This window comes from Tolypothrix campylonemoides VB511288_2 (assembly GCF_045999855.1).
Taxonomy (GTDB): Bacteria; Cyanobacteriota; Cyanobacteriia; order Cyanobacteriales; family Nostocaceae; genus Scytonema; species Scytonema bouteillei_A.
Map to the genome: position 1 here is coordinate 345467 of NZ_JBFPMW010000003.1, position 25505 is coordinate 370971.

Consider the following 25505-nt stretch of genomic DNA (forward strand, 5'->3'; position numbering starts at 1 on the left):
GTATCTACTGTTCTTAAGGACGCCAGTCCTCCATCTCGTCATAAATTCAAGTAGCGCACCTCAAACAAAAGTTAAGTCTGTTTACTCTCTGTTAAGAAAAAATGTAAAGAATCCCAACATTTTTCTGTTTTTGCATAAAACTTTTCCGTACATCCGATTAAGTAACGGAGAAAGGTTCCACAGCCTTTTCCCTCAAAAGCTCTTTAGCTTTGTCTAAAGGAGTTTTATTTTGGTACAAATAACTTTTTGGCATTCTGATAACAAACTTCACCTTTAGGTTTAGCAATATCTATACCAAAACGTCTTAATTGTACAAAATTTAACAACTGAATTCGGATTGCTGTCTCAATCAAAGCTAACACTTATTACTCTAACGTGAGTTCGATGAAGTCACAACAGACCTCCTTGCAGCAGAGGGGGATCAAAAGCGCAATAAGCACTCTTTCGGCTTGCGCCAAGGGCGATAAGCGCTCTTTCAGTTTGCGCTAAGAGCGCTCGCGCTCGTTGCTCCTCCGTCATTCTTACTGTTAGGACAGACACTGTCAGAAGCTGTAGAACTCCCGTTAACCCAGTAGATCCATAACTATAACTAGTGACTGCTCATTCAAAGGAGCCATCATCATATGCAGGAATTGCCATCAGTCGCCATCTGTATTCCCACTTATAATCAGGCTCAATACCTCATTCATTCAGTATCAAGTGCTTGCAGCCAAACATATCCCAATATAGAAGTTTGGGTTTCAGACAATGCCAGTACCGATGAAACCCCTGAACTCATGAAACAATTGTGCCAGCAGTTTCCTCAATTGCGGTATTACCGTCATTCAGAAAATATGGGTATGACTCCCAATTGTAACTGGGTTTTAAGCCAACCGGATACAGAATTTTTGATTCGCCTGGACTCAGACGATAATATGTCTCCAAGCTATGTGGAAACTTTAGTAGCTCTGATGCAAAAGTATCCAGAAGCAGGTTGGGGTCATGTAGCCACATTGGAAATCGATCAATTTGGCAATTACTGTTCCGAACGACGAGTCATCAGAAAGCATGAATTTCAAAGTGGAGAAGAGGCACTCAAAGCTTCCGTTTCTGGATTGCGAACTGCTTCCAGCATTTTCATGTTTAAAGCCAAAGCTTTACGAGAAGTAGGGTTTTATGGTGATGGACAACTCAAGTATAGCGAAGACTACGATCTAGCAGTCAGAATGTCCGATGCGGGTTATGGGAATGTATACTCTGACGCCTTATTGGCTGAGTATCGTGTATGGAAAGATACTGCAGGTGTGCGAGTCAAGAGAAAAGGCGATCAGTTGCGGGCTTATCTGTGGATATACAACCGATCGTTAATGTCTGCTTTTGAAAGACGCGGTTGGAATACGAAGGTCATTGATAAATATCGGCGCAAAATGGCTCTTATTCATTCAGCCGCTTGTTTTTCTCCCATTTTTTCCAAAACAGAACGGGCAGAATTGATCGATTTGTTAAAAGAATTGGGAGATTCACCTGCCTTGCGGATTCGTCTTTTTGCACTTTCCTTAGGTTTGGGTCCGTTCTTTGAATGGCAGCATCATACAGAATTAAGGTTAAAAGGCATAGTTAAGAGTTGGTTAACTAAAATTAAGACGATAAATCAAATAAAAGCAGCATAATCAAAACACGCTAAAGTCATCCTGAAAATAAAATCTACAAACGAAAAAAAAGTAGGTTGCAGATCCTCTTCGGAATTAAGCATAATAAGACTGTTTTATAGTAAGGATGGGAGTCTTTGCTTTGCGAGTCAAATCAGGCTCTTATCCTTAACTACAAATTGCTCTGTCTTATATGCTCTGACTTAAGATGACTTCAATGGCAGATTTTCCCTCCGTTGCTATTTGTATTCCCACATACAATCAAGCTCAATATTTAATTCAGTCCGTGCGTAGTGCTTGCAGTCAAACATATCCAAATGTCGAAGTTTGGGTTGCTGACGATGGTAGCACTGACGAAACTCCTCAAGTTATGGAACAGCTCTGCCTGCAGTTTTCCCAGGTTCACTATTACCGCCAACCAAAAAATCTGGGAATTGCTGGCAATAACACTTGGTTAATGAGCCAGCCAAAAACTGACTTCATCGTGCGCTTGGACTCAGATGATGTCATATTTCCCAATTATGTTGAAAAATTAGTTGCGCTACTACAAAAGTATCCACAAGCAGGTTACGCTCATACGGCTATTCAAGAAATTGACGAGTATGGAAATAACCGTTCCACGAGCCGAGTTTCTAGAAATCACGAGTTTCAAGATGCAGATGAAGCCCTTATGGCAGCAGTGTCTGGCTATAGAGTAGCAGCCAATATCGTCATGTTTAGAGCAAATGCATTAAGGGAACTTAGGTACTATGAAAACCGTCCTGAATTCGTGGAAGATTACGATCTATCCGTAAGAATAGCAGATGCTGGCTATGGTAATGTCTATTCAGATGATGTACTGGCTTGCTATCGAGTATGGACTGACGTTAAAAAAACAAGATCCAAACGCAAGCATTTGCAATTAAAGGGATACGTTCGGATTTTCAACGAAAGTTTCTTACCCGCTTTTCAACGTCGGGGTTGGGATACAAAAGTACTAGACAAGCAGAGACGCAAGATGGCACTTTTGCACTCTGCTTATTGTTTTTTGCCTATTTTTGATAGAAAGGAACGAGCAGAACTGGTCACTCTTCTAAAACAATTGGGAGATTCACCATCGTTGCGGCTGCGTCTTTTCGCCCTATCTTTTGGACTGGCTCCTTTCTTTGAATGGCAGCTCCATACAGAGCTTAAGTTAAAAGGCATAGTAAAAGATTGGTTAAGCAAGCTTAAAGCTCGTTCAACACTCAACACAGTAAGTTAAGTTATCTGTTAGCAGTTACTAGCGATCGCTAGTAACTGCCCGGTACTGGTTACTGTTAACACATCAGTATAAACTGACTCAATCATTTAAGCAGCAACTCATGATTACCATCACTGCCATTGTTCCGACTTACCGTCGCCCAAAAGACCTCAGTCGTTGTTTGGAAGCACTCAAAAGACAAAACCGTCTGGCAGATGAAGTGCTAGTGGTGGTGCGCGACACAGACACCGACAGTTGGGCATTTATTAAAGAATACAACCCCGAACCTTTAAAATTAAGAACTGTAACAGTTACAGTACCGGGAGTCGTAGCCGCCCTGAACGCTGCTCTAAAAGAAGCAAAAGGAGATATCGTTACAGTTACCGATGATGATGCAGCACCTCACAGCGATTGGTTGGAACGGATGGAAAAATACTATCTGTCAGACCATCTCGTTGGCGGCGTGGGTGGAAGAGATTGGGTGTACTGGCAAAACAAATTGCTCGATGATGGTACAAGTGAAGTTGTAGGTATCGTTCAATGGTGGGGACGAGCAATCGGCAAACACCACATTGGCGTAGGGAAAGCCCGCGAAGTCGATCTTCTCAAAGGTGTGAACATGAGTTTTCGCCGACAGGCGATCGCTTCCATTGGTTTTGACGAACGCATGAGAGGTACGGGTGCTCAAGTTCATTTTGAAATGTCACTATGCTTGGCAGTGAAACGAGCGGGTTGGAAAATTATTTACGATCCAGAAATTGCAGTCGATCACTTCCCCGCACAACGTTTTGACGAGGACAAGCGGGACAGACTTAATGAAACTGCAGTGATCAATTCAGTACACAATGAAACCGTAGTATTATTGGAACATTTACCCTTAATTAGACGCATAGCATTTATATTGTGGGCTATGTTAATAGGAACCCAAGAAGCTTTAGGTTTAATACAATTGCTGCGATTTTTACCGAGTGAAGGAAGCTTTGCTAGGCAAAAGTGGTTGGCATCAGTTCGGGGACGCTGGCAAGGCTGGCTAACTTGGCAAGCTACCCAAAACCAAGCATCAACTAAGACATTATTAACAGTAACCAGTGAGTAAATAATTCGTAATTCGTAGTTTGTGATTAATAAATTCTTGGTTACAAATTACGAATTTCCGCACAGCAGCTTGACGACCTACCTAAAAACTATTTAGATACTTTCACCTTGGAGTGGCGCAGTGTTTCAAAGGCAGCCGATCTCAAATCCATACCCTGTAGCAAATAATATTCCACAAGCACCACCCCTGTACGCTTGGATAGCCATTGGAGCGCTAATACTTTTTACGGCTGCGGGTATTGCAGTGCGTGCTGCCAGTATTATGCGTCCGGGATACATAGTCATATCTTTCGCTGTTGCTCTTCTCCTGTATTTTCGATATCCTGCCCTCTACGTTGGGTTCACTTTATGGATGTGGTTTATCACGCCCTTCGTTTCTCGCTTAATTGATTATTACAGTGGCAGCTTTGATGAGTCTAGATTGATACTAGTCTCCCAATATTTGGTGAGCTTCATCACCATGTATTCCTTCAAGGACTTACCCAAATTTGCCCGACAGGGAGGGTTACCATTTATTCTTGCCTTCCTAGGCGTAGTTTATGGTTATCTTATAGGATTAATTAAAACTTCACCAGTCACCGCAACCCGTTCCCTTTTGGATTGGCTGGTTCCTATCTCCTTCGCCTTTTATTTCATTGCCAACTGGCGAAATTATCCTGAGTACCGCAAAAGCATACAAAGTGCCTTCTTGTGGGGCGTGTTGGTCGCAGGAGTTTATGGAGTCATACAATACCTAATTGCACCAGAGTGGGATAGATTTTGGCTACTCGGTACAAAAATTACTAGTTTTGGAGATCCAGAACCATTAAAAATCCGGCTTTGGAGTACGATGGCATCCCCAGGTCCTTTTGCCGTCATGATGATGGCAGGGTTGTTACTTTTATTTAATTGCACTGGGCCAATCGTTATTCCGACCGCAGCCTTTGGCTACCTCTCCTTCCTACTAGCATTGGTACGGACTTTATGGGGATGCTGGTTAGTCGGGCTGCTCAGTATGATTACTGCTATCAAGCCAAAACTACAAATGCGTCTTATGGTAACGATTTTGGTAATGACACTTTGTGTTGTTCCCTTAACCACTATGGAACCATTCGCCGACGCAATCAATTCTCGTTTGCAAACATTAACAGAGCTTGATAAAGACGATAGTGCAAATGTCCGAAAAAAGATCTATGAAGATGGTCTTAACAGGGCTATAACAAACTATCTGGGCAATGGTATCGGAAATACGTTTATTGTTGACAAAGACGGCAAACTACTACCACTTGTTATTGATAGCGGAATTCTAGAAACATTTTTTACCATAGGCTGGTTTGGAGCGATCCTTTACCTAGGGTCAATGATCCTGCTTTTTCTCAAGGTATTTCAATATACTGAGTATCGTTTTGATGCTTTTATGGCAGCAGCCCGTGCTGTCGCCCTTGGTTGTTTTGTAGCGCTACCTGGAGGTAGTGCAATGCTAGCCTTTTCTGGGATGTTGCTGTGGGGCTTTGTTGCCATTGTTATGGCTGGTCATAAGTATTATCAACACCAACAACAAGCGAATAATTTTCAACAAGCATACCTTCAGTACTACCAAAACATAAACCCAGATATCAATAACTTTCCTCAGGGTTAAATGGTTGGTAGGGACGCAGGACCACCGCGCCCCTACTAACCCTAACCTGAGTTGGATCGATCTCTTATAAATGCGCGAGAATTGGTATAACCACTAGCCACTTACAGCTGACCAAACATTATGGTTTGTCGTTAGTTCCCCATATACTGCCATAGTCTCTTCATGAACGCGCAACACGCTTAATCTTTCCAAGTTTTGTTGCGCTTTGTATTTCCATGTCTGCAGTAGATCGGGAGAACTGAGCAATTGCTTTAAAGCAGATGCTAAAGCACCACTGTCAGCTGGTGGAACTAATATCCCCGCTTGACCATCATCTAATGCTTCGGGTATTCCGTCTACACGTGTAGCGACGATCGCGCAACCGGCTTCACGGGCTTCTGGAATGACAAGTGGAGATGGGTCTCGGTGAGAAGCCAACACAAAAATATCACAACCTAACATATAGGGTTGTGGTTCTGCTTGAAAGCCCTCAAAATGGATTCTGTCTTTAAAAGGGCTGTTCTTGGCTTGCTCTTCAAAGATAGGACGGTCGGGACCATTGCCTACTAAGTAGAGATGGGCATCTGGAAAATCACAAGCAATTTGAGCAAAAGCATCAATTAACTCAAAAATCCCTTTGCGCTGATACATTCCTGCAACAGTTGCAATTGCTGGTTTATGCAGTTGCATTGGTAAGTACTCTTGAAGCCTTCGACCACGGACACTTCCCAGAGTCCCATTAGACACAACCCTCAGTTTCTGTCGGGCAATACCGCGCTGTGCCATTGACTCAGAAACGGCATGGCTGACTGCAATGACGCGGTCTGCAAAACCCATGAGTGTTGAACTGCGCTGAAATTCATTGTGTACTGTAGAGACTAAACCATAGCTAGATGAAGCCTTTAACAATCTTGCCAGTACAACCCCAGTCATCATATGGGTATGGACAATATCCGGCTCAAACGCTTTAACAATTTCTCGGTAACGCAAAGCTGCATTCAGAAGATTGATGAGCGTTCTTGTTTGATCCAATTTGAAGTGTTTGACACCATAACTTGCGAGCAGTGTCTCGTACTCTCCACCTACAGAAGCAACACCTACTTCATGACCATTTTTAGCTTGCAAGCAAGCTAAATCTACCGCCACATTGACAATTCCATTACCGATTTCTTGGACGTGGTTTAAAATGTGCAGAACACGCATTGAATTCGGCTCTTCCTTAAAACATATAACATCAATCAAAAGAAGTTAGGTTTCTCCGGATAGATTTGCCAAATTTTGCGTATGAAAAAAAAACTTCAAAGAATCTTTTAAGAATCCTAATATTTTTTAATAAGAAGAAAACGTCCGGGGCAGAGAGCGGGTGGTAGGGGTTTGGTAGAGCAGAAAACCTACCTACACTACTAAAAGTTTTTTATAAATGATACAGGATTCCTAATACAGTATGACTAAACAAGAGGCGCTATAAGAAATTATTCAAAACCCTGTTTTCCAAACTTTTGAGCTTTCTACCTCGGGCTTTTCTTACTTCTACCTTCATTGTAAATTCGCTACAAAACCACTGAAGTTTTACAAGGCTCGTGTCCAGTTTTACAAGGCTCCTTTAATAATTCTTGGTAAATAGCTAGAGTTTCTTCATTAACCCGTACACTGCTAAATCGTTCTAAATTTTGTCGGGCGACAGATTGCCACTTACGCAGTTCAGTAGAATCGCTCAATAGTTTTGTTATAGCGTCTGCTAAAGCATGACTATCTTTAGGTGGTATTAAAATACCTGCTTGTCGATTGTCTAATGTTTCAGGAATACCATCTACATCACTAGCCACGATCGCACATCCCGCTTCCCGTGCTTCTGTCAAAACCAAGCCAAAGGACTCGTTGTATGAAGCTAGGACAAAAATATCAGACGCCAGCATATACTTTTGAGGCTCTGTCTGAAAACCTTCAAAGTGAATGCGATTTGTCAATTTTGTCCCTTTCACCTTTTCCTCAAACATCTTGCGGTCGGGACCATCTCCCACCAGATAAAGATGGGCATTGGGAAATTTATCGGCAATTTCTACAAAAGCATCAATTAACTCACCAATTCCCTTGCGTTGATACATCCCTGCAACAGTCGTAATTGCGGGACGGTGTAGGGGTAGGGGCTGGTATTCCTTGATGCTCCGATGGCGGGGGCTACCTAATGTTCCATTGGCAACAACGCTCAATTTGCTCTGTGGTATACCCCGTCGTTCCATTGATTTAGCAACTGCATGACTGACAGCAATGACGCGGTCAGCCAATCCCATAAATATTGCACTCCGCTGAAACTCATTGTGTACTGTAGAAACCAAGCGGTATGATGAGTTTCTTAAAACAGAAGCCAATACAACCCCCGTCATCATATGGGCGTGGACGATATCCGGTTGAAACTTTTGCACAATGTCTAAATAATTCCACGCTGCTTTTAAAAGCTTGATGGGCGTTCTTGATTGGTCTAGATGAAAATGGGTAATGCCATAACTGTGTAGGAGCGTTTCAAATTCTCCTCCTGCAGATGCGACCGCCACATCATGACCTAACTTTGCTTGCTGACAGGCAAGATCTACCGCCACATTAACGATCCCGTTCCCAATTTTCTCTACGTGATTTGTAAGATGTAGTATACGCATTTATATTATCTCCACAGCGGTCGCTGACTATGTTTATTTAGTTGTATGTGTGTGTGTAATTAGTATATACAAAGGCAACCGGCTCTCTAAGTGAATCCTCATAAAACATTTACCTACTGGATGACTTTGAAAAAGATTTCATAATGACTTGAGAACCGCTTTACAAATCCACCTGGTAAACCTCCTAGCTGCGAGCAGTAAGAGGCAATTGCTTGACTTTTTTTATTTTGAACAGAAGTAATTGAAAGGCGGCGTGCATTTGCCATATCCTGCAATTTCAGCATGAGAAAAATAGGAGCTCGCCAAAATATCCAAATAGGATACTGCAATAGATCTACTTTGACACCTGCGTTGCCTATGGCTTCCTTTACTAGTGTATAGGTAGCTTCATGATCTTTATGACAGTCTTTTCTATGAGGAACATAAATTTCCTCTGGATTGTAAAGCTTTATCAGTTGAACTATTTGCTCAATTGTCTCATTTCGTTGTTCGGGTTGTAAGTCTGGTAAAGCTCCATCAGGTTTATCTAAAAAGTGAATCCTTGATGCTTCTACTCCTAAAATATCTAAAGCTTTTAAGGCTTCCTGCTTGCGAATTTGAACAATTTCGCGCCCTAAGGGTGAATCGGAACTCTGTCCACCCTGTCCATCTGTCAAAAAGACCACTGCAACAGGTATTCCACGTTCCCTTTTCCAAGCGATCGTACCACCGCAGCCAAAGGTTTCATCATCTTGGTGGGGTGAAAACACCAAAGCAGATTTTTCGCTAAAGGTTTCCGGTTGACTGCCACGACGTAAAAGCCACCAAAAAATTAGGCTAGAATGAACATCTTGTATCGGGTAAAGCCAAGTGTTTGGCACTTGTTTTTGTATTCGTTTCAGAATTTCTTTTATACTCATGTATTTTCGGAACCTACGAAGATTTAAAAAACACACTTTCAGTATTATCCTTTAATTTGTGCTTTTTATTATTCAAAATATGTTCACTTTTGACTAAAAAAATATAAATTTATTGTAATCTCTGTTATCTACGCAACAATTTGTACTTTTACTAAGATATTGGACAGTGTGAACTGAAAAATTAATTGACAAGTACTATTCCCCAGGTTTTAAGGGGTGTTTTTCACAAAAAAGCGGGTCACTTCAGAGTAACCCGCTTTTTATGGTGCTTGCATTTTTCTACACTGGCAAATTAGAAAATTTCGTTTACCCTCCCATTTGGTACATAATGACTTTTCCTTTGTGATCTTCCTCAACAAACACTAAGTATTGTCCGTTGGAACGGCGGAAAGCCCGGACTCCATAAGGGATATCCACCCAACCACTTTCACTCCCAACTTCAGGACCGGGTTGTAATGTTTTAACAAGCACCCCCGTTTTCGCGTTGTAAACGTAGACTTCTGCCTTTTTGACGCTGACGGCAAAAACATAATCCTTTGCAACATCGACTGCTGAAGGAGTTAGCACTTCAGGAGGGGCAGTTTTATCGACTGGAAAAACAATCCGCCAACGAGGTTTGGTATTACCCTTACTCCAATTATCAAAGCGGGCAATTTCCGATCCCACTAATTTTGCATAATCACCATTAATGGCAGGGTTTTCTTTGGTATAACCCGTTAAATACATAGTGTCCGTTTCGGGAAAATACTCTATTCGGCGTAAATCGGTAAAGAAGCTGGGAGTCTTCTGCTTTTCCATGGACTTATAAGTATAGACGGGGTTGCCCTTGTTATCTATTCCCTGTAAAGGATAATGCCGAATGCCAACACCATCCTGCGTTCGCAGAGTTTTCCACACATCACCTTTGCTATCTACCCACCATCCGCCAATATACGGATGATCTAGGCTGTTATCGTATTCACCAGTATCAAAGGCTCCATTACCATTTTTATCCCGCCAGATCCATTCGCCTGATTTTGGTTGATTGGGTGGCCAAGTTCCTTGAATGGCCTGTTTACCTTCGTAAGTGCCAACAAACATGGACGATGGAATAGCAATTTCCCCATCTGTGTCTTTCTGAAAACGATAGATTTGAAGAAAGACACCGTACATATCCGTGAGGAACAAATACGGCTTGCCCTTGATACGGCGGAAGAAGGGGGCGTCGGGTGCGGTATTCAAACGCGGATCTTGAGGATACTTAAAGGAATTGATGGTGAAACCTTTATAAGTCCACTGTTTCCCTGGAGGTTTGCTGTAATCCATGACGAAGTGTTCGTCTTTTGTGTAAACATCTACAGCGTCTGTGGCGGGATCTCCATCAGCATTATCTATAAATGACAAACCCATTAACCGCCATTGTAGTTTTCCGGATGGAGAAAATTGTTTTAATTGTGCGCCGGAACGTTTAAAACCATCAGTAGCAACGTAAAGATTACCTTTGGCATCTGCACCGACTCCAGCAATACCACCAAACTTTAAATCCCCTACAGCACCGGGAACACCTGCATAAATCCCACCTTTTGTACCTAATGTTCCTACTTGTACTGGCTTGGCTCCCGTTATGTTGTAGATCAGTACTTGTTGGCGAGGTCCATTATCCGCTATCAATAGCTTGCCTTGATTATCAGCTGCGATCGCACTCGGCTTGGCAACATCTGCGATGCTACTTGGCAATTGCTTTCCTTGTTTTGAATAATGGAGAATCTTACCAGAAGCAGCGCTTTCTTCCTTTGGAAGAATCCAGAGACTGCCTTTGCTATCAACAGCGAGCGGACCTGGGTTGGAAACAGAAAAACTGCGGAGTTCCTTCATTGTGTTTGTATCGTAGACTCGAATTTTGTTCCCTCCCGAGTCGCTTACATACAACTCCGAACCCGCGTTTGCCAATCCCGTAACTTGGCTTTTGGTGCTGACGATCGCCATACTTTTATCCCAGCCACGACCACCTGAAAACGGAGCGGTTTTTCCGGTCGTCTTGTTGTAGCGTCTTACACAGTACCAAGTTGTTCCCTTGGGTGGGTAATCCTCTCCCGGACTCCCACTCAGACGCTGGGACATAGCGACGTAAAGGTAATTTTTATCAGCCGTGACAGCAACTCCACCAAGTCTTTCCCATCCGTGTAAATCATCAGCTAAACCAATGACATCACCATTTTTATATATTCCTACTTCTCGACCAGCTTCATCCCAGTGACTGTTAGTATAAACTGTACCATCAGCAGCAACGTACATTCCACTGATTTGAATTTGCACCCACTTTTTTGCTCCACCAAACGAATTTGCTATCCAAGACGTTGTGTAAGCATTGGCAGCAGGTGTAATTTTGGGAACAAAGTATGTTGTTATAAAAGTGGCTGCGATCGCACCAACAATTAGAGCTAGTGCAAACCTATAGTACTTCCTCTGTAGAAAGTGCTTGCGTTGAGATAAACTTTGTTTGTAACGGTTAAACATATATATTTTGGTTCAATATTATTAGTCAATATCGCTACACACTTACATCTGTATAGTTTCTCTACAGCTAAATTGTCTACCTGCTGTTCGCCTTCATATACTGAGTATCCCTTTTATACATGATTAAAATTTAACCCCTTACTATTTCGTCTTATTTTTCTACAATAAAAACTCCCCTTCTTGAAACCATCAATTGAACCCATAAGTCTTATTAATTTGCCATACCTCACATTAAAAATTATCCTAGTTATACTGAGAGTAGAATTTCCATCATTAATATTTACCAAAACTTTATCAAAAAAACATATTTTTTAAATAGATTTTAATTCATTGCCTGAAGTTTATCCTACATTATTATTTATTAGGTCATTTTAAATACTCAAATAATTTTATGGGATGTAAAAATTCAATGATTTTATTTAATCTATTGGACAATTACGGGGAAGTATTAAATAATACTCAAACTATTTTTTGCCCAACTAGATAAAAAAATTAATTCAAAGATGGCTTATGTTATATAGCAGTCCTAACTGAGTTACAAACACCTCTTCCTTGTCTCCCTTGTCCCTCTTGTTCAGATCTTAAATAGGATTGCTATAAATTAACAGCCATTAAAATTTGTATTGTAAGATTTACAAACTTTATGCAATTGATTCAAAATATTTTTGTATAAACAAGAACAACTCAGTCAAAGCTAATTTGCACATTTTATCAAATAAAATTAAACTATCCTGAAGATAGATGATAAGCAGTAAAATCTCCCGGCAGAATGACATAAAATTTTCTGATTCTGTACGGAAATGAAGAATAAATTTACTGTCAGCATCAACGAAGTATGCTGAATTCCAGACAAAGGCGAAAAAATAAAGATAAGTAGACACTCGCACAACCAGTACTTGGAGAAAGGTAAGTGGAAGGTAACAAAAGAAATGCTGCTTCAACATCTGCGTCTATTCTCTGTGTAGGAGTAGGCTGGTTTCCCAAAACACCAGGCGGACTCGAACGATATATCTACGACCTCACTCATGAGCTAGCAGCAAATCAAGACCAAGTTGAATTATGCGGAGTTGGTCTACCAGAAAACGAACCAAATTCGCCAGTAAAATTGACTAACTTGGCATCTCCAGAAATGCCAATCTGGAAGCGATTTTTGTCGATTCGCAATACATTTAAGAAAACAAGATGTGCTAAACCAGACGCCATTAATTTACATTTCGCGCTATACAGCGTTCCAATTCTGGATCTCCTGCCAAAAGAAGTACCGATTACCTTTAACTTTCACGGTCCTTGGGCATACGAAAGTAAAGAAGAAGTCACCGAGCAAAATCTAAGTGTTTTTCTAAAAGCGTATTTTGTAGAACAAAGAACCTACAATCACTGCGATCGCTTTATTGTTCTCAGTAAAGCATTTGGCAATATTTTACACCAACAGTATAAAATTCCATGGCATAAAATTCACATCATTCCCGGTGGGGTTGATGTTGCGCGTTTCCAACCAAATCTATCAAAACAAGAGGCTCGTAATAAATTGGGGTGGCCTGTAGATCGTCCAATTCTATTCACATCTCGCCGCCTGGTAAATCGAGTAGGACTGGATAAATTATTACTAGCTCTAGCAGAAATTCAGCCAAGAATTCCAGATGTTTGGTTGGCAATAGCAGGTCGCGGTCCGCTTCAAGAGACCCTACAACGACAAGCTGATGAATTAGGTCTTCACGATCGCGTCCGATTTCTTGGTTACTTACCCGATCCAGACTTACCAGTAGCATACCAAGCTGCCGATTTCAGCGTAATGCCAAGTCAGTCTTTTGAAGGTTTTGGACTAGCCGTTGTAGAGTCTTTAGCTTGTGGAACACCAGTAGTTGTGACCCCTATTGGAGGAATGCCCGAAATTATAGAACCATTTTCACCAGACTTAATTACAAGTTCTCCAGAAACTTCAGCTATTGCAGAAAAATTAGAACACGCCCTTTTAGGAAAAGTGCAAGCGCCTTCACGAGAAGCTTGTCGCCAGTATGCCGTTGCCAATTTCGACTGGCATAAAATAGCCCTAGATGTCCGCAGTGTGTTGCTTGCTTGATGAGCTAGATCCCCTTAGATCCTTACTTCTTATCGTTCCCAGCCCCTACCTGGGAATGGAGCCTCCGCCTTGCGTAGCAGTATCGAGCAGAGGCAGAACCTGGGAACGAGGTGAGGGGCTAATAACTTTTTGACCATTAGCTAATAGCTATTAGCTATTAGCAATCCAATTTTTTGACAAATGATTTAGGATTGCTATAGCAGCTATCAAAAACCCTACAATCAAATTTATTCAAATATTCTACACTTAATATGAAAATTCTCTTCCTCGACCAAAGTGGCAAACCGGGCGGAGCAGAACTATGCTTGATAGACATTGCTAAACCCTATAAAGATAAATCTTTGGTAGGGTTATTTGCTGATGGTTCTTTTAGAAATTTACTAGAAAAAAATCAAATTCCCGTCGAAGTTCTGACAACCCAACAAATACAAGTCCGTAAAGAAAGTAGCTTGGTACAAGGATTGGGTAGCTTGAGCCAACTCATACCCTTAATTACTAAAGTTGTACAGAGAGCAAGGCAATTTGATGTCATCTACGCCAACACGCAAAAAGCATTAGTGGTTGGTGCATTAGCCAGTTTTTTCAGCCAACGCCCCCTTGTCTATCACTTACATGATATTCTTTCACCAGAGCATTTTAGTCAAATAAACCGTCGCATTGCCGTTACTCTAGCCAATCGTTTTGCTTCATTAGTCATTGCCAATTCTGAAGCAAGTAAAGCTGCTTTTATAGAAGCAGGGGGAAATGCAAAAATAACAAAAGTTGTCTACAATGGTTTTGACCCAGCAAGCTTTAAAGTTCAAGAATCCGAGATTCAGCAACTCAAACAAGAACTAGAACTTGATGGTCAATTTATTGTCGGACATTTTAGCCGTCTTGCACCTTGGAAAGGACAGCATATATTAATAGAAGCACTGGCAAAATGTCCCCAACAAGTGACAGTTATTTTAGTGGGTGATGCTTTGTTTGGCGAACAAGAATACGTCCAGAATTTGCACCAAAAAGTGAAAACACTAGGACTGGAGAACAGAGTAAAATTTTTAGGATTTCGTTCGGAAATTCCCCTATTAATGACAGCTTGCAATGTTGTTGCTCACACCTCAACTGCTGCAGAACCTTTTGGGAGAGTTATTGTAGAAGCTATGCTTTGTGGAAAACCGGTCATTGCAGCAAAAGCTGGAGGTGCGATTGAGTTAGTAGAACACGGTATCAATGGTTTTTTAGTAACGCCAGGAGATACTCAAGAACTAGCAAGAGTCATTACGAATTGTTTTCAAGAGAAAGAGAAAACCGTGACTATCGCTAACAATGCCAGAGACACTGCAAGTCAGCGTTTTAATGTCACAGTTATCAATCACCAAATTGCTCAACTTCTTAACACTACCATTAGCCATTAGCCATTAGCTATTAGCCATTAGCCATTAGCTATTAGCCCCTACAATCCAACTAATTCACGAGCTTCAAAATCTGTAAGTTGTTGCGCGATCGCCAGTCTTGTCTCCAATTTTGCTACACTAAATTGATTGCGTAAATATTCTACATGAGCTACGGCATTTGCTTTATCAGACGTCAAACGCATGAAAGTATCTACCGCTTTTTGATATTCTTGATTAACAAGTAACAATTCAAAACGACGTGCTTTGCGTTGAGTATCGTTCTTTAAATCGATATCAAAGGCAGCGTTGCGATCTGCATTACCTTCAAATCGGTTTATCTGGTGCTGTACCGCCATCAACTGAGAGTCAATTTCATTAACTCTTTGAACAGCTTGAGCGATCGCAGCTGGATAATGATTCAGTTGCATCATAAATTAAATATAGTTATCCCTATTAAAATTGTAAGTAGTTCGCAATTCCCAATGCTGGCGGTAATTGCGAATTAAAAATTGCGTATTTTTCTACGCGGCTTCTCGTACTTGAGGCTTGTCATTCACCTCCAAAATATTTAGCGTAAGTTGTTCGGTTTGAGGAACTACAGCTTGTTCCAATACTTGAACTTCAATATTGACACTCACCAGATAACTCCCCGTATCCGAACCAACGACCTCAGCGACTAATTTTGCGATATCTGGGCGTTTTGCTGTCAACGGGTCGCGTAAGATACAGCGATCCCATTCGTGCTTGGCAGTTGGATTGAGGCTGAGAATATAATGCTTAATCATAGGACAAATCGTTGAACCCTTCTCCCTATAACTGTTCTGCACCCGTTTTGCGTTTGACTTTGCTTTAGGACGCTATATCTATTATAGTACATAAGTACTAAAAATGTCTGCTCCCAAACTGCCAGAAACACGTTCAAATTGGGTGGACATTGCCCACCCAACTAAAAACTAACAACTAACCGTTGCTCAATCACCTCTGCCATCAAGGGAAGATTTCGCCAATTGTCCTTCGTTGATCCAAATAGCTTGCTGAGGTACGGGAATAGAAATTCCGGCTTGGTCAAAGGCAATTTTCAGACGGCGGCGATATTCCCGTGCGACATCCCACTGCTTGAGGGGTTGTGTTTTAATCCATACCCGGATAATCAAACCCCTGTCGCCAAAATTATCGACTCCCAAAACCTGAGGGGTTTCGACAATTTGATACTGCCATTTAGGATCTTCGTCCATTTCCAAGGCAACTTTGCCAATCAATTCCAAGGCTCCATCTATATTGGCATCATAAGCTACCGGGATAGTGAGATCGGCCCTCGACCAACGACTTGAACGATTGGCGACTATTTTAATTTCACTGTTAGGAATTGAGATCAGCCGTCCCTCGGCGTCTCGCAATTGAGTCATGCGGAGATTGAGACTTTCTACCAAACCTCCCACATTACCCACATCTATAACGTCGCCAACTGCGTATTGGTCTTCTACAATGATGAGAAAGCCGTTAATTGCGTCTTTAATTAGGTTCTGCGAGGCAAGGGAAATTGCCACACCCACTAAACCAGCACCGGCTAGTAAGGGCAGAATATTTATACCTAATGAAGTAAGTGCTGCTAAGATTCCCGCAACTATCCAAACGATCGTCACAACACCTTTAGTTACGCCAGAGATAGTGGAAATTCTTAACTGCAAGCGTTCGGAAGTTTCAGGAGTCAGCAAAACGCGGCTGTTGACGAGTGCTGAAGTAAAGCGATCGATGAGAGCGTAGCTAAAGCGAGTAGCGACATAAGTGACCAATCCTACAATACCCAATCTTAAAGGGATTTGTAGGGCTGTCAGAATTTCAAGTTGCAGTACTCGCGTGATGGGAAACAGACCCAGGATAAAATAAATTCCACCTCCCCACAGCACTGCTTGAGCCAGTTGAAACAAGCGTCTCCTGACTTCATGCATATCTCGATTTTGCTGCTGTTTGAGTTGGGTGGTAATAGGTTTATCAATGGAAGGAGTGGGAGCAAGCTGTTGTGCCAATCGCTTGCTAGATCGTTTCTGCCATTGGTTTAATCCCAAACTAATAACAAGCACGGTTAAACCCGCACCAGTAGCAATTCCACTTTGACGAATTAAACTTTTTGGGTGTCGTTCCTGTTTTCCTTCCCTCAAATGTTCTTCTAATAATTGAGAGATCCTAGTTGCTGCCTCTTTCGGTTCTACTTGCCGCAGGTTAGCATCCTGCTGGGTAATGGTCATCAAGTATCTGCCGTTAACGCGGATAACGGGGATTTGGTTTTCTGATGTCACCTCTACTTTGAGGTCATCTCTGGGTGATTGGAAATAAGTTTGACTGATTGTTTCCAGATTTTGGTTGATTTGTTCTAATCTTTCTGAAATATTTGCCCTTGGTGCCGCTACCTGGAACAAAGAGCGACCATCCAATGAAACCCAACGCGAAACAACTCTCGTATCTGATTCAGTTGTTTGAGTCGTAGGAGTTTGCCAAACAGGCAAAAAGGGTATTTGCGCTGACGCTGGAGGCATCGCCCCAATCGTTATAACTGCGGAAAAAAGAGCGACTGCCAAAAATTTAAAGCGCACTGTATACACCTCCTCGTGCAGAATAGACTGTCGAGTCATGTTTAGAGGTTAGCCCTAAACCCAATCTGAGTAATTTTACTTGCCTCTCCTCATTTGTAACAAATATTTAACGATCGCCAACATGAAGATTGGACATTGAGCGCCTTACTCATTCCCCCTCATCCCCCTCATCCCCTTTTGCATTTTTAAAAATTTGGAATACTCTAGTAGAGTGCGTAAATGGTTACGCATCTTTTTACTCAAATTGAGGACTATTTAATGACTGCAACTTCTCCCCGATTAAAGCACGAGGTTAAAGACCTCGCCCTAGCTTCCTTGGGAAGACAGCGCATTGAATGGGCTGGACGAGAAATGCCCGTTTTACGGCAGATTCGCGATCGCTTTGCCCAAGAAAAACCTTTCGACGGAATTCGCCTGGTAGCTTGCTGTCATGTCACCACAGAAACAGCTAACTTAGCAATTGCACTCAAAGCTGGTGGTGCGGACGCTGTACTGATTGCTAGCAATCCCCTTTCAACTCAAGATGACGTAGCGGCTTGTCTGGTAGCCGATTATGAAATCCCTGTCTTTGCCATCAAAGGTGAAGATGCAGAAACCTACAACCGCCACGTACAAATTGCTCTAGATCATCGCCCCAACATCATTATCGATGACGGTTGTGATGTCGTCGCTACCTTGGTACAACAACGCCAGCACCAACTTGCTGACATTATCGGTACCACTGAAGAAACAACAACAGGAATTGTCAGACTCCGCGCCATGTTTAGAGATGGCGTACTCTCCTTCCCCGCAGTTAACGTTAACGACGCCGACACAAAGCACTTATTTGACAACCGCTACGGTACGGGGCAATCCACCCTTGATGGTATCATCCGGGCAACAAATATCTTGTTAGCAGGTAAAACCATTGTTGTTGTCGGCTATGGTTGGTGCGGTAAAGGAACAGCGTTACGCGCAAGAGGGCTTGGCGCTAACGTGATCGTGACAGAAATTGACCCCATCAAAGCGATCGAAGCTGTAATGGATGGTTTCCGAGTGATGCCAATTGCAGAAGCCGCACCCCTGGGCGATTTGTTTGTCACCGTGACAGGTAACAAGCACGTCATTCGTGGCGAGCATTTCGATGTTATGAAAGACGGTGCGATTATTTGTAACTCCGGTCACTTTGACATCGAACTCGATCTTGTCGCCTTAGGTGCTAAAGCAAAAGACGTGAAGACAGTACGCCCCTTCACCCAAGAATATCTTCTTAACAACGGTAAATCAATCGTTGTTTTGGGAGAAGGACGCTTGATTAACTTGGCTGCTGCAGAAGGTCACCCCAGTGCGGTGATGGATATGAGCTTTGCAAACCAAGCTCTAGCTTGCGAGTACTTAGTGAAGAATAAAGGTAGTTTAGAACCCGGTATTCACTCCGTACCAACTGAAGCAGACCAAGAAATTGCTCGTTTGAAACTGCAAGCAATGGGCATTCAGATTGACAGCCTAACCGCAGACCAAATTGAGTACATCAACTCTTGGACTTCTGGAACTTAATGACAGAATTTTAAATAATAGATTTTGAATTGAGAAAGCTTTGATTTAAGCTCAACTTTACCAAAATCTATTATCTAGTGTTGGGTGGGCACTGCCCACCAACATACGGTGAGCAATGTCCAGCCTATAAAAAGCATTATTGAGAAATCAGTAAACACAGAGAAACTCAATTTCTTTGATAATATCTAAAGTATTAATTATTGTTTTCATTTGACTAAACTAAAAACAGACTTCAACATTTAGATTACACAATGTGGATTGAACGGGGAAACCCCTTTTAATACAACACAGTAATAGCTGGGGGAGTTATATCTTAATATACGGCAAGTCTTTTGGATTACTGTAATACCGATGTGATAGTAGATGATTGCATTTTCATTAAAAAATAGAGGATTCAATCAAGTGGATTCATTCAATTGGAATTTATTAAACTTTAAATATATTGTTAAAGATAAATGGATATCACTACGAGCCGATACTTGCCAAATGCCTAATGGCAAAATAGTTGAGCCTTATTATGTTTTGGAATATCCAACATGGGTAAATATTGTAGCGTTAACAAAAAATCAAGAAATTATTTTAGTAAAACAATACCGCCACGGTCTACAAAAAACAGTTTTAGAATTACCTTGTGGTGCTGTAGAAGCAGAAGATATTTCACCATTGGCAGCAGCAAAACGCGAGCTATTAGAAGAAACAGGTTACACTAGCGATAATTTTGTTGAAACTGGCATTTTGTCACCAAATCCAGCAACTCATAATAATCTTACCCATTGTTTTTTAGCTACAAATGTAGAAAAGGTAAGCGAGTTAAATCTGGATGACACGGAACAGATTGATATATCGCTGTTACCTTTAGAAAGAACTATAGAAGTAATTGAAAGTGGGATAGTATTGCAAGCCTTACATATTAGCTCATTATTTTTAGCATTAAAAACGCTTGGTAATTTGCATTTTCGCTAGTCAACAGAATAACTACCTCTAATCGCCAATTGCTCTCTAATAATCGCAACAGCTTGCATAACACCATTCTCAGCTTGAATTTTCTTGCCCAACTCTCGAGCTTGTTGGCGCATATTTTCGTCACTAGTAACGACTTCGATCGCCTGCGCTAATTTGTCTACCGTCAATTTCTTCTGAGGAATCGGACGGGGACCAACGCCTAGCTCAAAAACGCGCTTTCCCCAAAATGGTTGATCCCCAAAGAAGGGACAAATGACGGTTGGTTTTCCCGCCCATAACCCCGCACCAGTGGTACCCGCCCCCCCATGATGAACAACCGCAAGACAATGAGGAAATAGCCAATCGTGAGGCGCAGACTCAAGGATGTGAATACTATCGGGAACTTCTGATGGCGACAAACCACCAATTCCAGTTGCTAAAATAGCACGCTGACCGGACTTCTGTACTGCGTCTATCACTAGCCGAGTTGTTTTAGCTGAATCTTGTGACACCATACTCCCAAAGCCAACATAGATAGGAGCAGAACCACGTTCTAAAAATGTCAGTAAATCAGCTGATGGTTGCCAATTAGATGGAGTCTCTAGAAACCAATAGCCTGTTACGAAAGATGTGTTATCCCAATCAGCAGGTACTGGGACAACATACCCGCTGTAGCCATACAACTTGGGTACAGGTTGACCGTGTAAAGTTAACTCATCTGTGAACGGTGGCAAACCAAGTTTTTCTTGACGCCATGTATCGATCGTGCGGCGATAGGACAAAACAACGAACTTGAGAAACAGGGTATAACTCAGTTGATTGAAAAATCCACCATAATTGCCACCCCCAAGCATGGGGTTGGCGAATGCTCGTGTTGGAGAATACCCTGGAAGTGAAAATGCCAGAAATCCCGGTATTCCAAGTTTCTCTGCAATATGATACCCTGCTAGTGCTTTTGGATGGTAAATCACTGCATTTGGTTGGTATTGTTGAGCACTATCCCACGCATCGTCTATCATCTGGCGCAGCATCGGCATCACTTTCCGCATCAAACTAGCGGATTTCTTACCTGCGATCGCTGACTTACCTTCATCTGTTTGAATGAGGTTGACAAAATCTGCATGAATGGGAGCAAAGTTTAACTTGTGTGAGATCGCCAATGAAGCAAAACTTTCATCTGTCGCCAGCATGACTTCAAAACCTGCTTGTTGCAAACCGCAACCCAATGCAATGTACGGCTGAACATCCCCTCGTGAACCTGCTGTTAGGATTAATACACGCTTGTTGTGCTCAACGTCTGGCAACATCATAGATGGGGGACTCAGTTGATGACTCTTGAAGTATAACTCCGTGTTCGATGCTTAACGGCTTGTCAATGTTTACAAAAGATTTAATTCACGCAATTTACAACTTGTAAGGTAGGAATTTGTTGAAAAAGTGGCTATGTTAGCGGTATACACTTTTGTCAATCTTGACCATAAGAAAGAAATTCTTAGTATTAAGGAAGGACTTGGGGATCGCACGATCGCCAATTGCAATGAACGTGAAAATATTCTCTCAAGAATGCAATGAAACAATGGTTACTTACAGTTCTACTACCTCTAGTGCTACTTCAGAACTCAGCTTTAGCTCAAACACCTCCACTCACCACTTCTGATAACAAACAGTTAACATTACTTCCCTTAGAAGGGACTAAGCAAATTCAACTAAATTTAGTTAATTGTAGCGGGTGGTTGGATTGTGCTTTGGCAGGTGTTTTTCTGCCGACTAGTGCATATATTGATAGTAGAGAGTTGCAATTTGATAACCGAACTCCAAGAGATGTCAGTGTTCTCAATCCTGCAGTTATCGGTCAAGGTGAAATTACGGGCTATCAACTCAATACATCTGCTACATTCATCTCGCCTAAATCTCAGATTTTACCTGCCAATCAAATAGTTGGTATCAATCTTATATTAAAACGCTCTGCAATGCCTCCCGACCATTACGTCGGTGCTGTCTATCTCAATTTTGATACTGGTAGCCGCTTAACATTACCACTAGATTTAAATGTCAGAAGTGGTCCACTTGTTCCTCTCCTTGTACTGTTATTAGGAGTGATTCTTGGCAGGCTCATGCAGTACGTAGAAAAGTCGGGTGGTGCTCAAGCAGAGGCTTTGCAAGAAGTGAATCGTCTTGATTTAGATATCGCAGATGCCGATTTAGAAAATAAAGATGATAAAAAGATATTAGCTAATATGTCTGATGAAGTCCGAAAATTAGTTTTTCGAGACAAAATTGATATGGCAATGTCTCACATTGAAGCTATCAGAAATCGTTTGGAAGTTTTACTAAACTTACAACTTATGGAGCAAAAAATAGGGGAAGAAAAAATTGATTTAAAAACAGAACAATTGGTGCGATCGCAAATAGAAAGAATCCGCTTTTTTCTTGCGGTACAAGATGACGCTGCAGCCAAGGAATTATTAGAAAATTTAAAAACAATTTTTGAGGGTATAGAGACTAGAGCGGCCGTTGATTTAGAAATGACTAGGTCTATAAACAATGCAGAGGCTGCCACCGACCGTATTATCAAAACAGAATCTGTTCCATTCTACAAACCTACCCTAGCCGAGCGTTTGCAAAAGTTTTTAGTAATGCTTTCTGGCTTATCAGAACAAGTTCGTGCTGAAGCAACACTATGGTTTATCAAACCTTTGCTGTCCTTAACTCTGTTACTGACTCTAACTGCTGTGGGACTAAATTCTCTCTACATAGAAAATGGTAAAACTTTTGGAGCCAGACCTTTTACTGATTTTCTAGGGTTAATACTTTGGGGATTGAGTGCTGATGTTGCTAGCCGTAGCTTAAGTCAAATGAAGGATAAAAGATAAAGATTTTATCAAGAAAGGCAGAGGGCAGGAGGCAGGAGGCAGAAGGGAATGCTGGCTCCGCCTTCTTCAATTTATCCTTTATCCTTCAAGACAGTCATGCTGCATAACAAATAGGGGTAGGTTGTGAACCTACCCCCATTGTTTCTGATATACTCCGCCCGACAGATGCAGCCACGGGCTTTAAGCTATCAACCAAATTCACCATATCTTCCAAAGACAACGCCTGACGTGCATCAGATACAGATTGTTCTGGTTCTGGATGGCACTCTATAATTAACCCATCTGCCCCACAAGCAACGGCTGCTTTTGCCACAGGTGCAACGAGTTCTCGCTTACCCACAGCATGAGAAGGATCGACAATCACGGGTAAGTGAGTTATTTGTTTGAGTGCTGCGACCGCAGCTAAATCGAGTACGTTTCGGGTGTAATTGTCAAAGCTGCGGATACCTCGTTCGCACAACACAACATTCGGATTGCCGTGGCTGACTATATATTCAGCTGCCATCACGAATTCTTCTATAGTTGCTGCCAAACCTCGTTTTAGGAGTATCGGCTTACCGGCTTGTCCCAGTGCTTTAAGTAAATCAAAGTTTTGCATATTGCGGCTACCAATCTGAAGCATATCAGCACGAGCCGCTACAACTTCTATTTGGGAAATGGACATGACTTCTGTCACAACTGGAACACTGTAACGCGATCGCACTTCTGCCAAAATTTGCAGTCCTTCTTCTCCCATACCTTGGAAAGCGTAGGGAGAGGTACGGGGTTTATAAACACCCCCACGTAAGGCTTGAACTGGTGCGAGAGACAACTTTTGAGCTACAGTTTCCATTTGTTCTTGGCTTTCAACAGCACAAGGACCGCCAATAATAACCAGTTCCTTTCCGCCAAAAGCAACTGTTGGGGAGAGGCGGACGATTGTTTGGTGATGAGAGTGAGATTTGGTGACAAGTTTGGCGTTATTCATGAGCAGAATGGTTAGTGGTGAGTAGTTAGTGGTTGGTAGTTGGTACGAGTGCAATGCTTTGCGCCCGTATCGCGAAAATAAGTGGTTGACAACAAAAAAGCCCAGAATCTGAGTTCCGGGCTTTAACGATGCATTTGCATAACGCTATTACCCGGAACTTATTCTGGGCCAAAAATAAAAGCTTGTGGTAAAATAGCGATTTTTTCTAACTTTATCCTTCATCATTCATCCTTTATCCTTTCTATTTCTCCTCAAAAAACAAAAACCGCAGAGTGCGCTCTGCGGTTCACCGGGTGATTTCCATGTGGAAACTAAATTCACTCCCGGTGAACCACCCCAAACCAAAAATAAAAATAGGAATTAGTGCTTAACATTTGATTAATGCTTTGTGGAAAAAGATAGATTAGACTTATATACATGACCTTAACAGAGGCAGAGAGTTGCGTCAACCCCCCCACAACGTTATGAAACTTGTAGGCAGGTGTCCTATGCCTGAAGAATGGCGAATCGCAAGTGCGTGCGCTTGGCGCAGACCAAAGGGGCTGTATTTTTTGACTTCACCTCACGAACTTCTTACCCCATATAAAGGGTAACCAAGCTGTTACGCATTTTATTGCAGTTAAGCAGAAGGTAGGATACTTGTCAGGAGTACGTTTCTTAGTGTTGAATCTTTTTGAATTGCTTATGCCCGGTTCCAAAATTCTTTCCACATCTTTTAATTATCAGGGAGTCTACCCTTGCCCTGTGTGCCGTGTGGGTAAAATTAGTCATATGCCACTGATGGAGGCTATGTCTTGTGACTTTTGTCAGCAAATTTTTGTTGCTAATGTAGAACAACAACAACTCAAAATGCCTTCGAGACAACCTCCTCTTATTTGGTATTGGAACGGCTTCAATTGGACAGAAGCCCAAATAGAAGGAGTCGAATTTGGTTGGGGTTACGTGCTAGCTGCAGTTGGTTTTATACTTCTTCCCACTGCTTTAATTGGTATAGTAGCGTATAATTTTCCACCCAATACAGAAGTTCCTTTATCGTGGGTGCCATATATTTGGACAATATTAACCTTTTCTTTTCATTTAGCCATTATTGTTTGGCTGCTGATTGAGGTTTATCAAATTCCGATGCGAGCTTATGTACGAGCATTACAGCAGCGATTTCTAGGCAGAGGGTAACATAAAGATTGATTTAATTCAGAAAATATATCTTTTGATAGTAGATGCTCACAGTTCAATTGTTTTCATCCAGAAATAAGGAATACACTTTGTATTACTTATTTACAATTGATAACACGAGCGTTAAATACTTGTATCAAGTATTTACATTCTTGTAAGGTTTATGAGCTAAAAAAAAATCTGTTGGATTCTTGATTATTATGAAGGATAAAGAATGAGGGATGAAGGATGAAGTAAGCGGAAATAAAAGCAACTCCAAACAAAACGCAAGAACGGGCTATAACCTTAAGTTCCAGCAATGGTCACTGGTCACTGGTCACTGTTAAAGAAAGATTATACATAATGATGCAGTCGAAATTTGTCTGTATCACTCATA

The 25505-nt window shown here is 41.8% G+C and carries 20 protein-coding genes; 11 read left to right on the top strand and 9 right to left on the bottom strand.

Translation table 11 applies throughout. From position 1 onward, the window contains the following. Positions 1-623: 623 nt before the first annotated feature. The 4 genes from AB0756_RS10335 to AB0756_RS10350 all read left to right on the top strand — a co-directional run bounded on the left by AB0756_RS10335 (position 624) and on the right by AB0756_RS10350 (position 5563). Positions 624-1649, top strand: coding sequence for a glycosyltransferase family 2 protein (locus AB0756_RS10335; protein WP_038076365.1), 1026 nt, complete (start codon positions 624-626; stop codon positions 1647-1649). A gap of 187 nt (positions 1650-1836) precedes the next feature. Continuing rightward, positions 1837-2871 (top strand): glycosyltransferase, encoded by a 1035-nt coding sequence (locus AB0756_RS10340; protein WP_167844610.1) that lies wholly within the window; start codon positions 1837-1839, stop codon positions 2869-2871. A 100-nt stretch (positions 2872-2971) separates the two neighbouring features. Beyond that, positions 2972-3946: a glycosyltransferase family 2 protein gene (locus AB0756_RS10345; protein ID WP_038076368.1), complete on the top strand. Its 975-nt coding sequence runs from the start codon at positions 2972-2974 to the stop codon at positions 3944-3946. 120 nt (positions 3947-4066) lie between these two features. Continuing rightward, positions 4067-5563 (top strand): glucose-6-phosphate isomerase, encoded by a 1497-nt coding sequence (locus AB0756_RS10350; RefSeq protein WP_038076370.1) that lies wholly within the window; start codon positions 4067-4069, stop codon positions 5561-5563. 93 nt (positions 5564-5656) lie between these two features. Here the strand turns inward: AB0756_RS10350 and AB0756_RS10355 are convergent, their stop codons facing one another. From AB0756_RS10355 to AB0756_RS10370, 4 genes are all read right to left on the bottom strand, one after another. Continuing rightward, positions 5657-6745 carry a glycosyltransferase family 4 protein gene (locus tag AB0756_RS10355; protein ID WP_038076413.1) on the bottom strand — a complete coding sequence of 363 codons (1089 nt, stop codon included), beginning with the start codon at positions 6743-6745 and terminating at the stop codon, positions 5657-5659. 347 nt (positions 6746-7092) lie between these two features. Then, positions 7093-8196 carry a glycosyltransferase family 4 protein gene (locus AB0756_RS10360; protein ID WP_038076373.1) on the bottom strand — a complete coding sequence of 368 codons (1104 nt, stop codon included), beginning with the start codon at positions 8194-8196 and terminating at the stop codon, positions 7093-7095. Positions 8197-8309: 113 nt separating this feature from the next. Further along, positions 8310-9095 carry a PIG-L deacetylase family protein gene (locus tag AB0756_RS10365; RefSeq protein ID WP_038076375.1) on the bottom strand — a complete coding sequence of 262 codons (786 nt, stop codon included), beginning with the start codon at positions 9093-9095 and terminating at the stop codon, positions 8310-8312. A gap of 306 nt (positions 9096-9401) precedes the next feature. Then, the gene (locus AB0756_RS10370) at positions 9402-11591 is read right to left on the bottom strand and encodes an NHL repeat-containing protein (RefSeq protein WP_038076378.1); all 2190 of its coding nucleotides are present in this window, start codon (positions 11589-11591) and stop codon (positions 9402-9404) included. Positions 11592-12501: 910 nt separating this feature from the next. Between AB0756_RS10370 and AB0756_RS10375 the strand changes: the two genes are divergently transcribed. Beyond that, positions 12502-13671, top strand: coding sequence for a glycosyltransferase family 4 protein (locus AB0756_RS10375; RefSeq protein WP_038076380.1), 1170 nt, complete (start codon positions 12502-12504; stop codon positions 13669-13671). A 251-nt stretch (positions 13672-13922) separates the two neighbouring features. Next, on the top strand, positions 13923-15068 hold the full coding sequence (locus AB0756_RS10380) for a glycosyltransferase family 4 protein (RefSeq protein ID WP_038076384.1): 1146 nt from the start codon (positions 13923-13925) through the stop codon (positions 15066-15068). 38 nt (positions 15069-15106) lie between these two features. Here the strand turns inward: AB0756_RS10380 and AB0756_RS10385 are convergent, their stop codons facing one another. The 3 genes from AB0756_RS10385 to AB0756_RS10395 form a co-directional block, all read right to left on the bottom strand. Then, complete coding sequence (locus AB0756_RS10385; RefSeq protein ID WP_038076387.1) at positions 15107-15478, bottom strand: hypothetical protein; 372 nt, start codon at positions 15476-15478, stop codon at positions 15107-15109. Between the two features lie 90 nt (positions 15479-15568). Beyond that, positions 15569-15832: a hypothetical protein gene (locus AB0756_RS10390; RefSeq protein ID WP_038076389.1), complete on the bottom strand. Its 264-nt coding sequence runs from the start codon at positions 15830-15832 to the stop codon at positions 15569-15571. 186 nt (positions 15833-16018) lie between these two features. Beyond that, the gene (locus AB0756_RS10395) at positions 16019-17581 is read right to left on the bottom strand and encodes a mechanosensitive ion channel family protein (protein WP_050046139.1); all 1563 of its coding nucleotides are present in this window, start codon (positions 17579-17581) and stop codon (positions 16019-16021) included. 315 nt (positions 17582-17896) lie between these two features. Here AB0756_RS10395 and ahcY point away from each other — a divergent pair, with 315 nt between their 5' ends. Together ahcY and AB0756_RS10405 are read left to right on the top strand one after the other, a co-directional pair. Continuing rightward, positions 17897-19174 (top strand): adenosylhomocysteinase, encoded by a 1278-nt coding sequence (gene ahcY / locus AB0756_RS10400; RefSeq protein ID WP_038076417.1) that lies wholly within the window; start codon positions 17897-17899, stop codon positions 19172-19174. Between the two features lie 363 nt (positions 19175-19537). Continuing rightward, on the top strand, positions 19538-20137 hold the full coding sequence (locus AB0756_RS10405; protein ID WP_050046101.1) for an NUDIX hydrolase: 600 nt from the start codon (positions 19538-19540) through the stop codon (positions 20135-20137). On the opposite strand, the gene AB0756_RS10410 is transcribed toward AB0756_RS10405, so the two are convergent. Beyond that, positions 20134-21426, bottom strand: coding sequence for a glycosyltransferase (locus AB0756_RS10410; protein ID WP_202048577.1), 1293 nt, complete (start codon positions 21424-21426; stop codon positions 20134-20136). The two genes, AB0756_RS10405 and AB0756_RS10410, sit on opposite strands and share 4 nt — an antisense overlap. 133 nt (positions 21427-21559) lie before the next feature. On the opposite strand from AB0756_RS10410, the gene AB0756_RS10415 reads away from it, so the two are divergent. Then, a complete protein-coding gene (locus AB0756_RS10415) occupies positions 21560-21688 on the top strand; it encodes a hypothetical protein (protein WP_272899692.1) in 129 nt (42 codons plus the stop codon). Then, entirely contained in the window at positions 21685-22989 is a 1305-nt protein-coding gene (locus AB0756_RS10420) for a hypothetical protein (RefSeq protein WP_050046099.1), read from the top strand. The genes AB0756_RS10415 and AB0756_RS10420 overlap by 4 nt, the downstream gene beginning before the upstream one ends. A gap of 94 nt (positions 22990-23083) precedes the next feature. Here AB0756_RS10420 and aroF read toward each other — a convergent pair whose 3' ends face one another. Continuing rightward, complete coding sequence (gene aroF / locus AB0756_RS10425; RefSeq protein ID WP_038076197.1) at positions 23084-23956, bottom strand: 3-deoxy-7-phosphoheptulonate synthase; 873 nt, start codon at positions 23954-23956, stop codon at positions 23084-23086. Between the two features lie 684 nt (positions 23957-24640). Here aroF and AB0756_RS10430 point away from each other — a divergent pair. Beyond that, complete coding sequence (locus AB0756_RS10430; protein ID WP_038076195.1) at positions 24641-25129, top strand: hypothetical protein; 489 nt, start codon at positions 24641-24643, stop codon at positions 25127-25129. The last annotated feature ends 376 nt before the right edge of the window (positions 25130-25505 follow it).

Coding starts and splice junctions, on each gene's coding strand:
- AB0756_RS10335 (WP_038076365.1), top strand. CDS start 624: ATGCAGGAATTGCCATCAGTCGCCATCTGTATTCCCACTTATAATCAG.
- AB0756_RS10340 (WP_167844610.1), top strand. CDS start 1,837: ATGACTTCAATGGCAGATTTTCCCTCCGTTGCTATTTGTATTCCCACA.
- AB0756_RS10345 (WP_038076368.1), top strand. CDS start 2,972: ATGATTACCATCACTGCCATTGTTCCGACTTACCGTCGCCCAAAAGAC.
- AB0756_RS10355 (WP_038076413.1), bottom strand. CDS start 6,745: ATGCGTGTTCTGCACATTTTAAACCACGTCCAAGAAATCGGTAATGGA.
- AB0756_RS10360 (WP_038076373.1), bottom strand. CDS start 8,196: ATGCGTATACTACATCTTACAAATCACGTAGAGAAAATTGGGAACGGG.
- AB0756_RS10365 (WP_038076375.1), bottom strand. CDS start 9,095: ATGAGTATAAAAGAAATTCTGAAACGAATACAAAAACAAGTGCCAAAC.
- AB0756_RS10370 (WP_038076378.1), bottom strand. CDS start 11,591: ATGTTTAACCGTTACAAACAAAGTTTATCTCAACGCAAGCACTTTCTA.
- AB0756_RS10380 (WP_038076384.1), top strand. CDS start 13,923: ATGAAAATTCTCTTCCTCGACCAAAGTGGCAAACCGGGCGGAGCAGAA.
- AB0756_RS10385 (WP_038076387.1), bottom strand. CDS start 15,478: ATGATGCAACTGAATCATTATCCAGCTGCGATCGCTCAAGCTGTTCAA.
- AB0756_RS10390 (WP_038076389.1), bottom strand. CDS start 15,832: ATGATTAAGCATTATATTCTCAGCCTCAATCCAACTGCCAAGCACGAA.
- AB0756_RS10395 (WP_050046139.1), bottom strand. CDS start 17,581: ATGCCTCCAGCGTCAGCGCAAATACCCTTTTTGCCTGTTTGGCAAACT.
- ahcY (WP_038076417.1), top strand. CDS start 17,897: ATGACTGCAACTTCTCCCCGATTAAAGCACGAGGTTAAAGACCTCGCC.
- AB0756_RS10405 (WP_050046101.1), top strand. CDS start 19,538: ATGATTGCATTTTCATTAAAAAATAGAGGATTCAATCAAGTGGATTCA.
- AB0756_RS10410 (WP_202048577.1), bottom strand. CDS start 21,426: ATGATGTTGCCAGACGTTGAGCACAACAAGCGTGTATTAATCCTAACA.
- AB0756_RS10415 (WP_272899692.1), top strand. CDS start 21,560: ATGTTAGCGGTATACACTTTTGTCAATCTTGACCATAAGAAAGAAATT.
- AB0756_RS10420 (WP_050046099.1), top strand. CDS start 21,685: ATGAAACAATGGTTACTTACAGTTCTACTACCTCTAGTGCTACTTCAG.
- aroF (WP_038076197.1), bottom strand. CDS start 23,956: ATGAATAACGCCAAACTTGTCACCAAATCTCACTCTCATCACCAAACA.
- AB0756_RS10430 (WP_038076195.1), top strand. CDS start 24,641: ATGCCCGGTTCCAAAATTCTTTCCACATCTTTTAATTATCAGGGAGTC.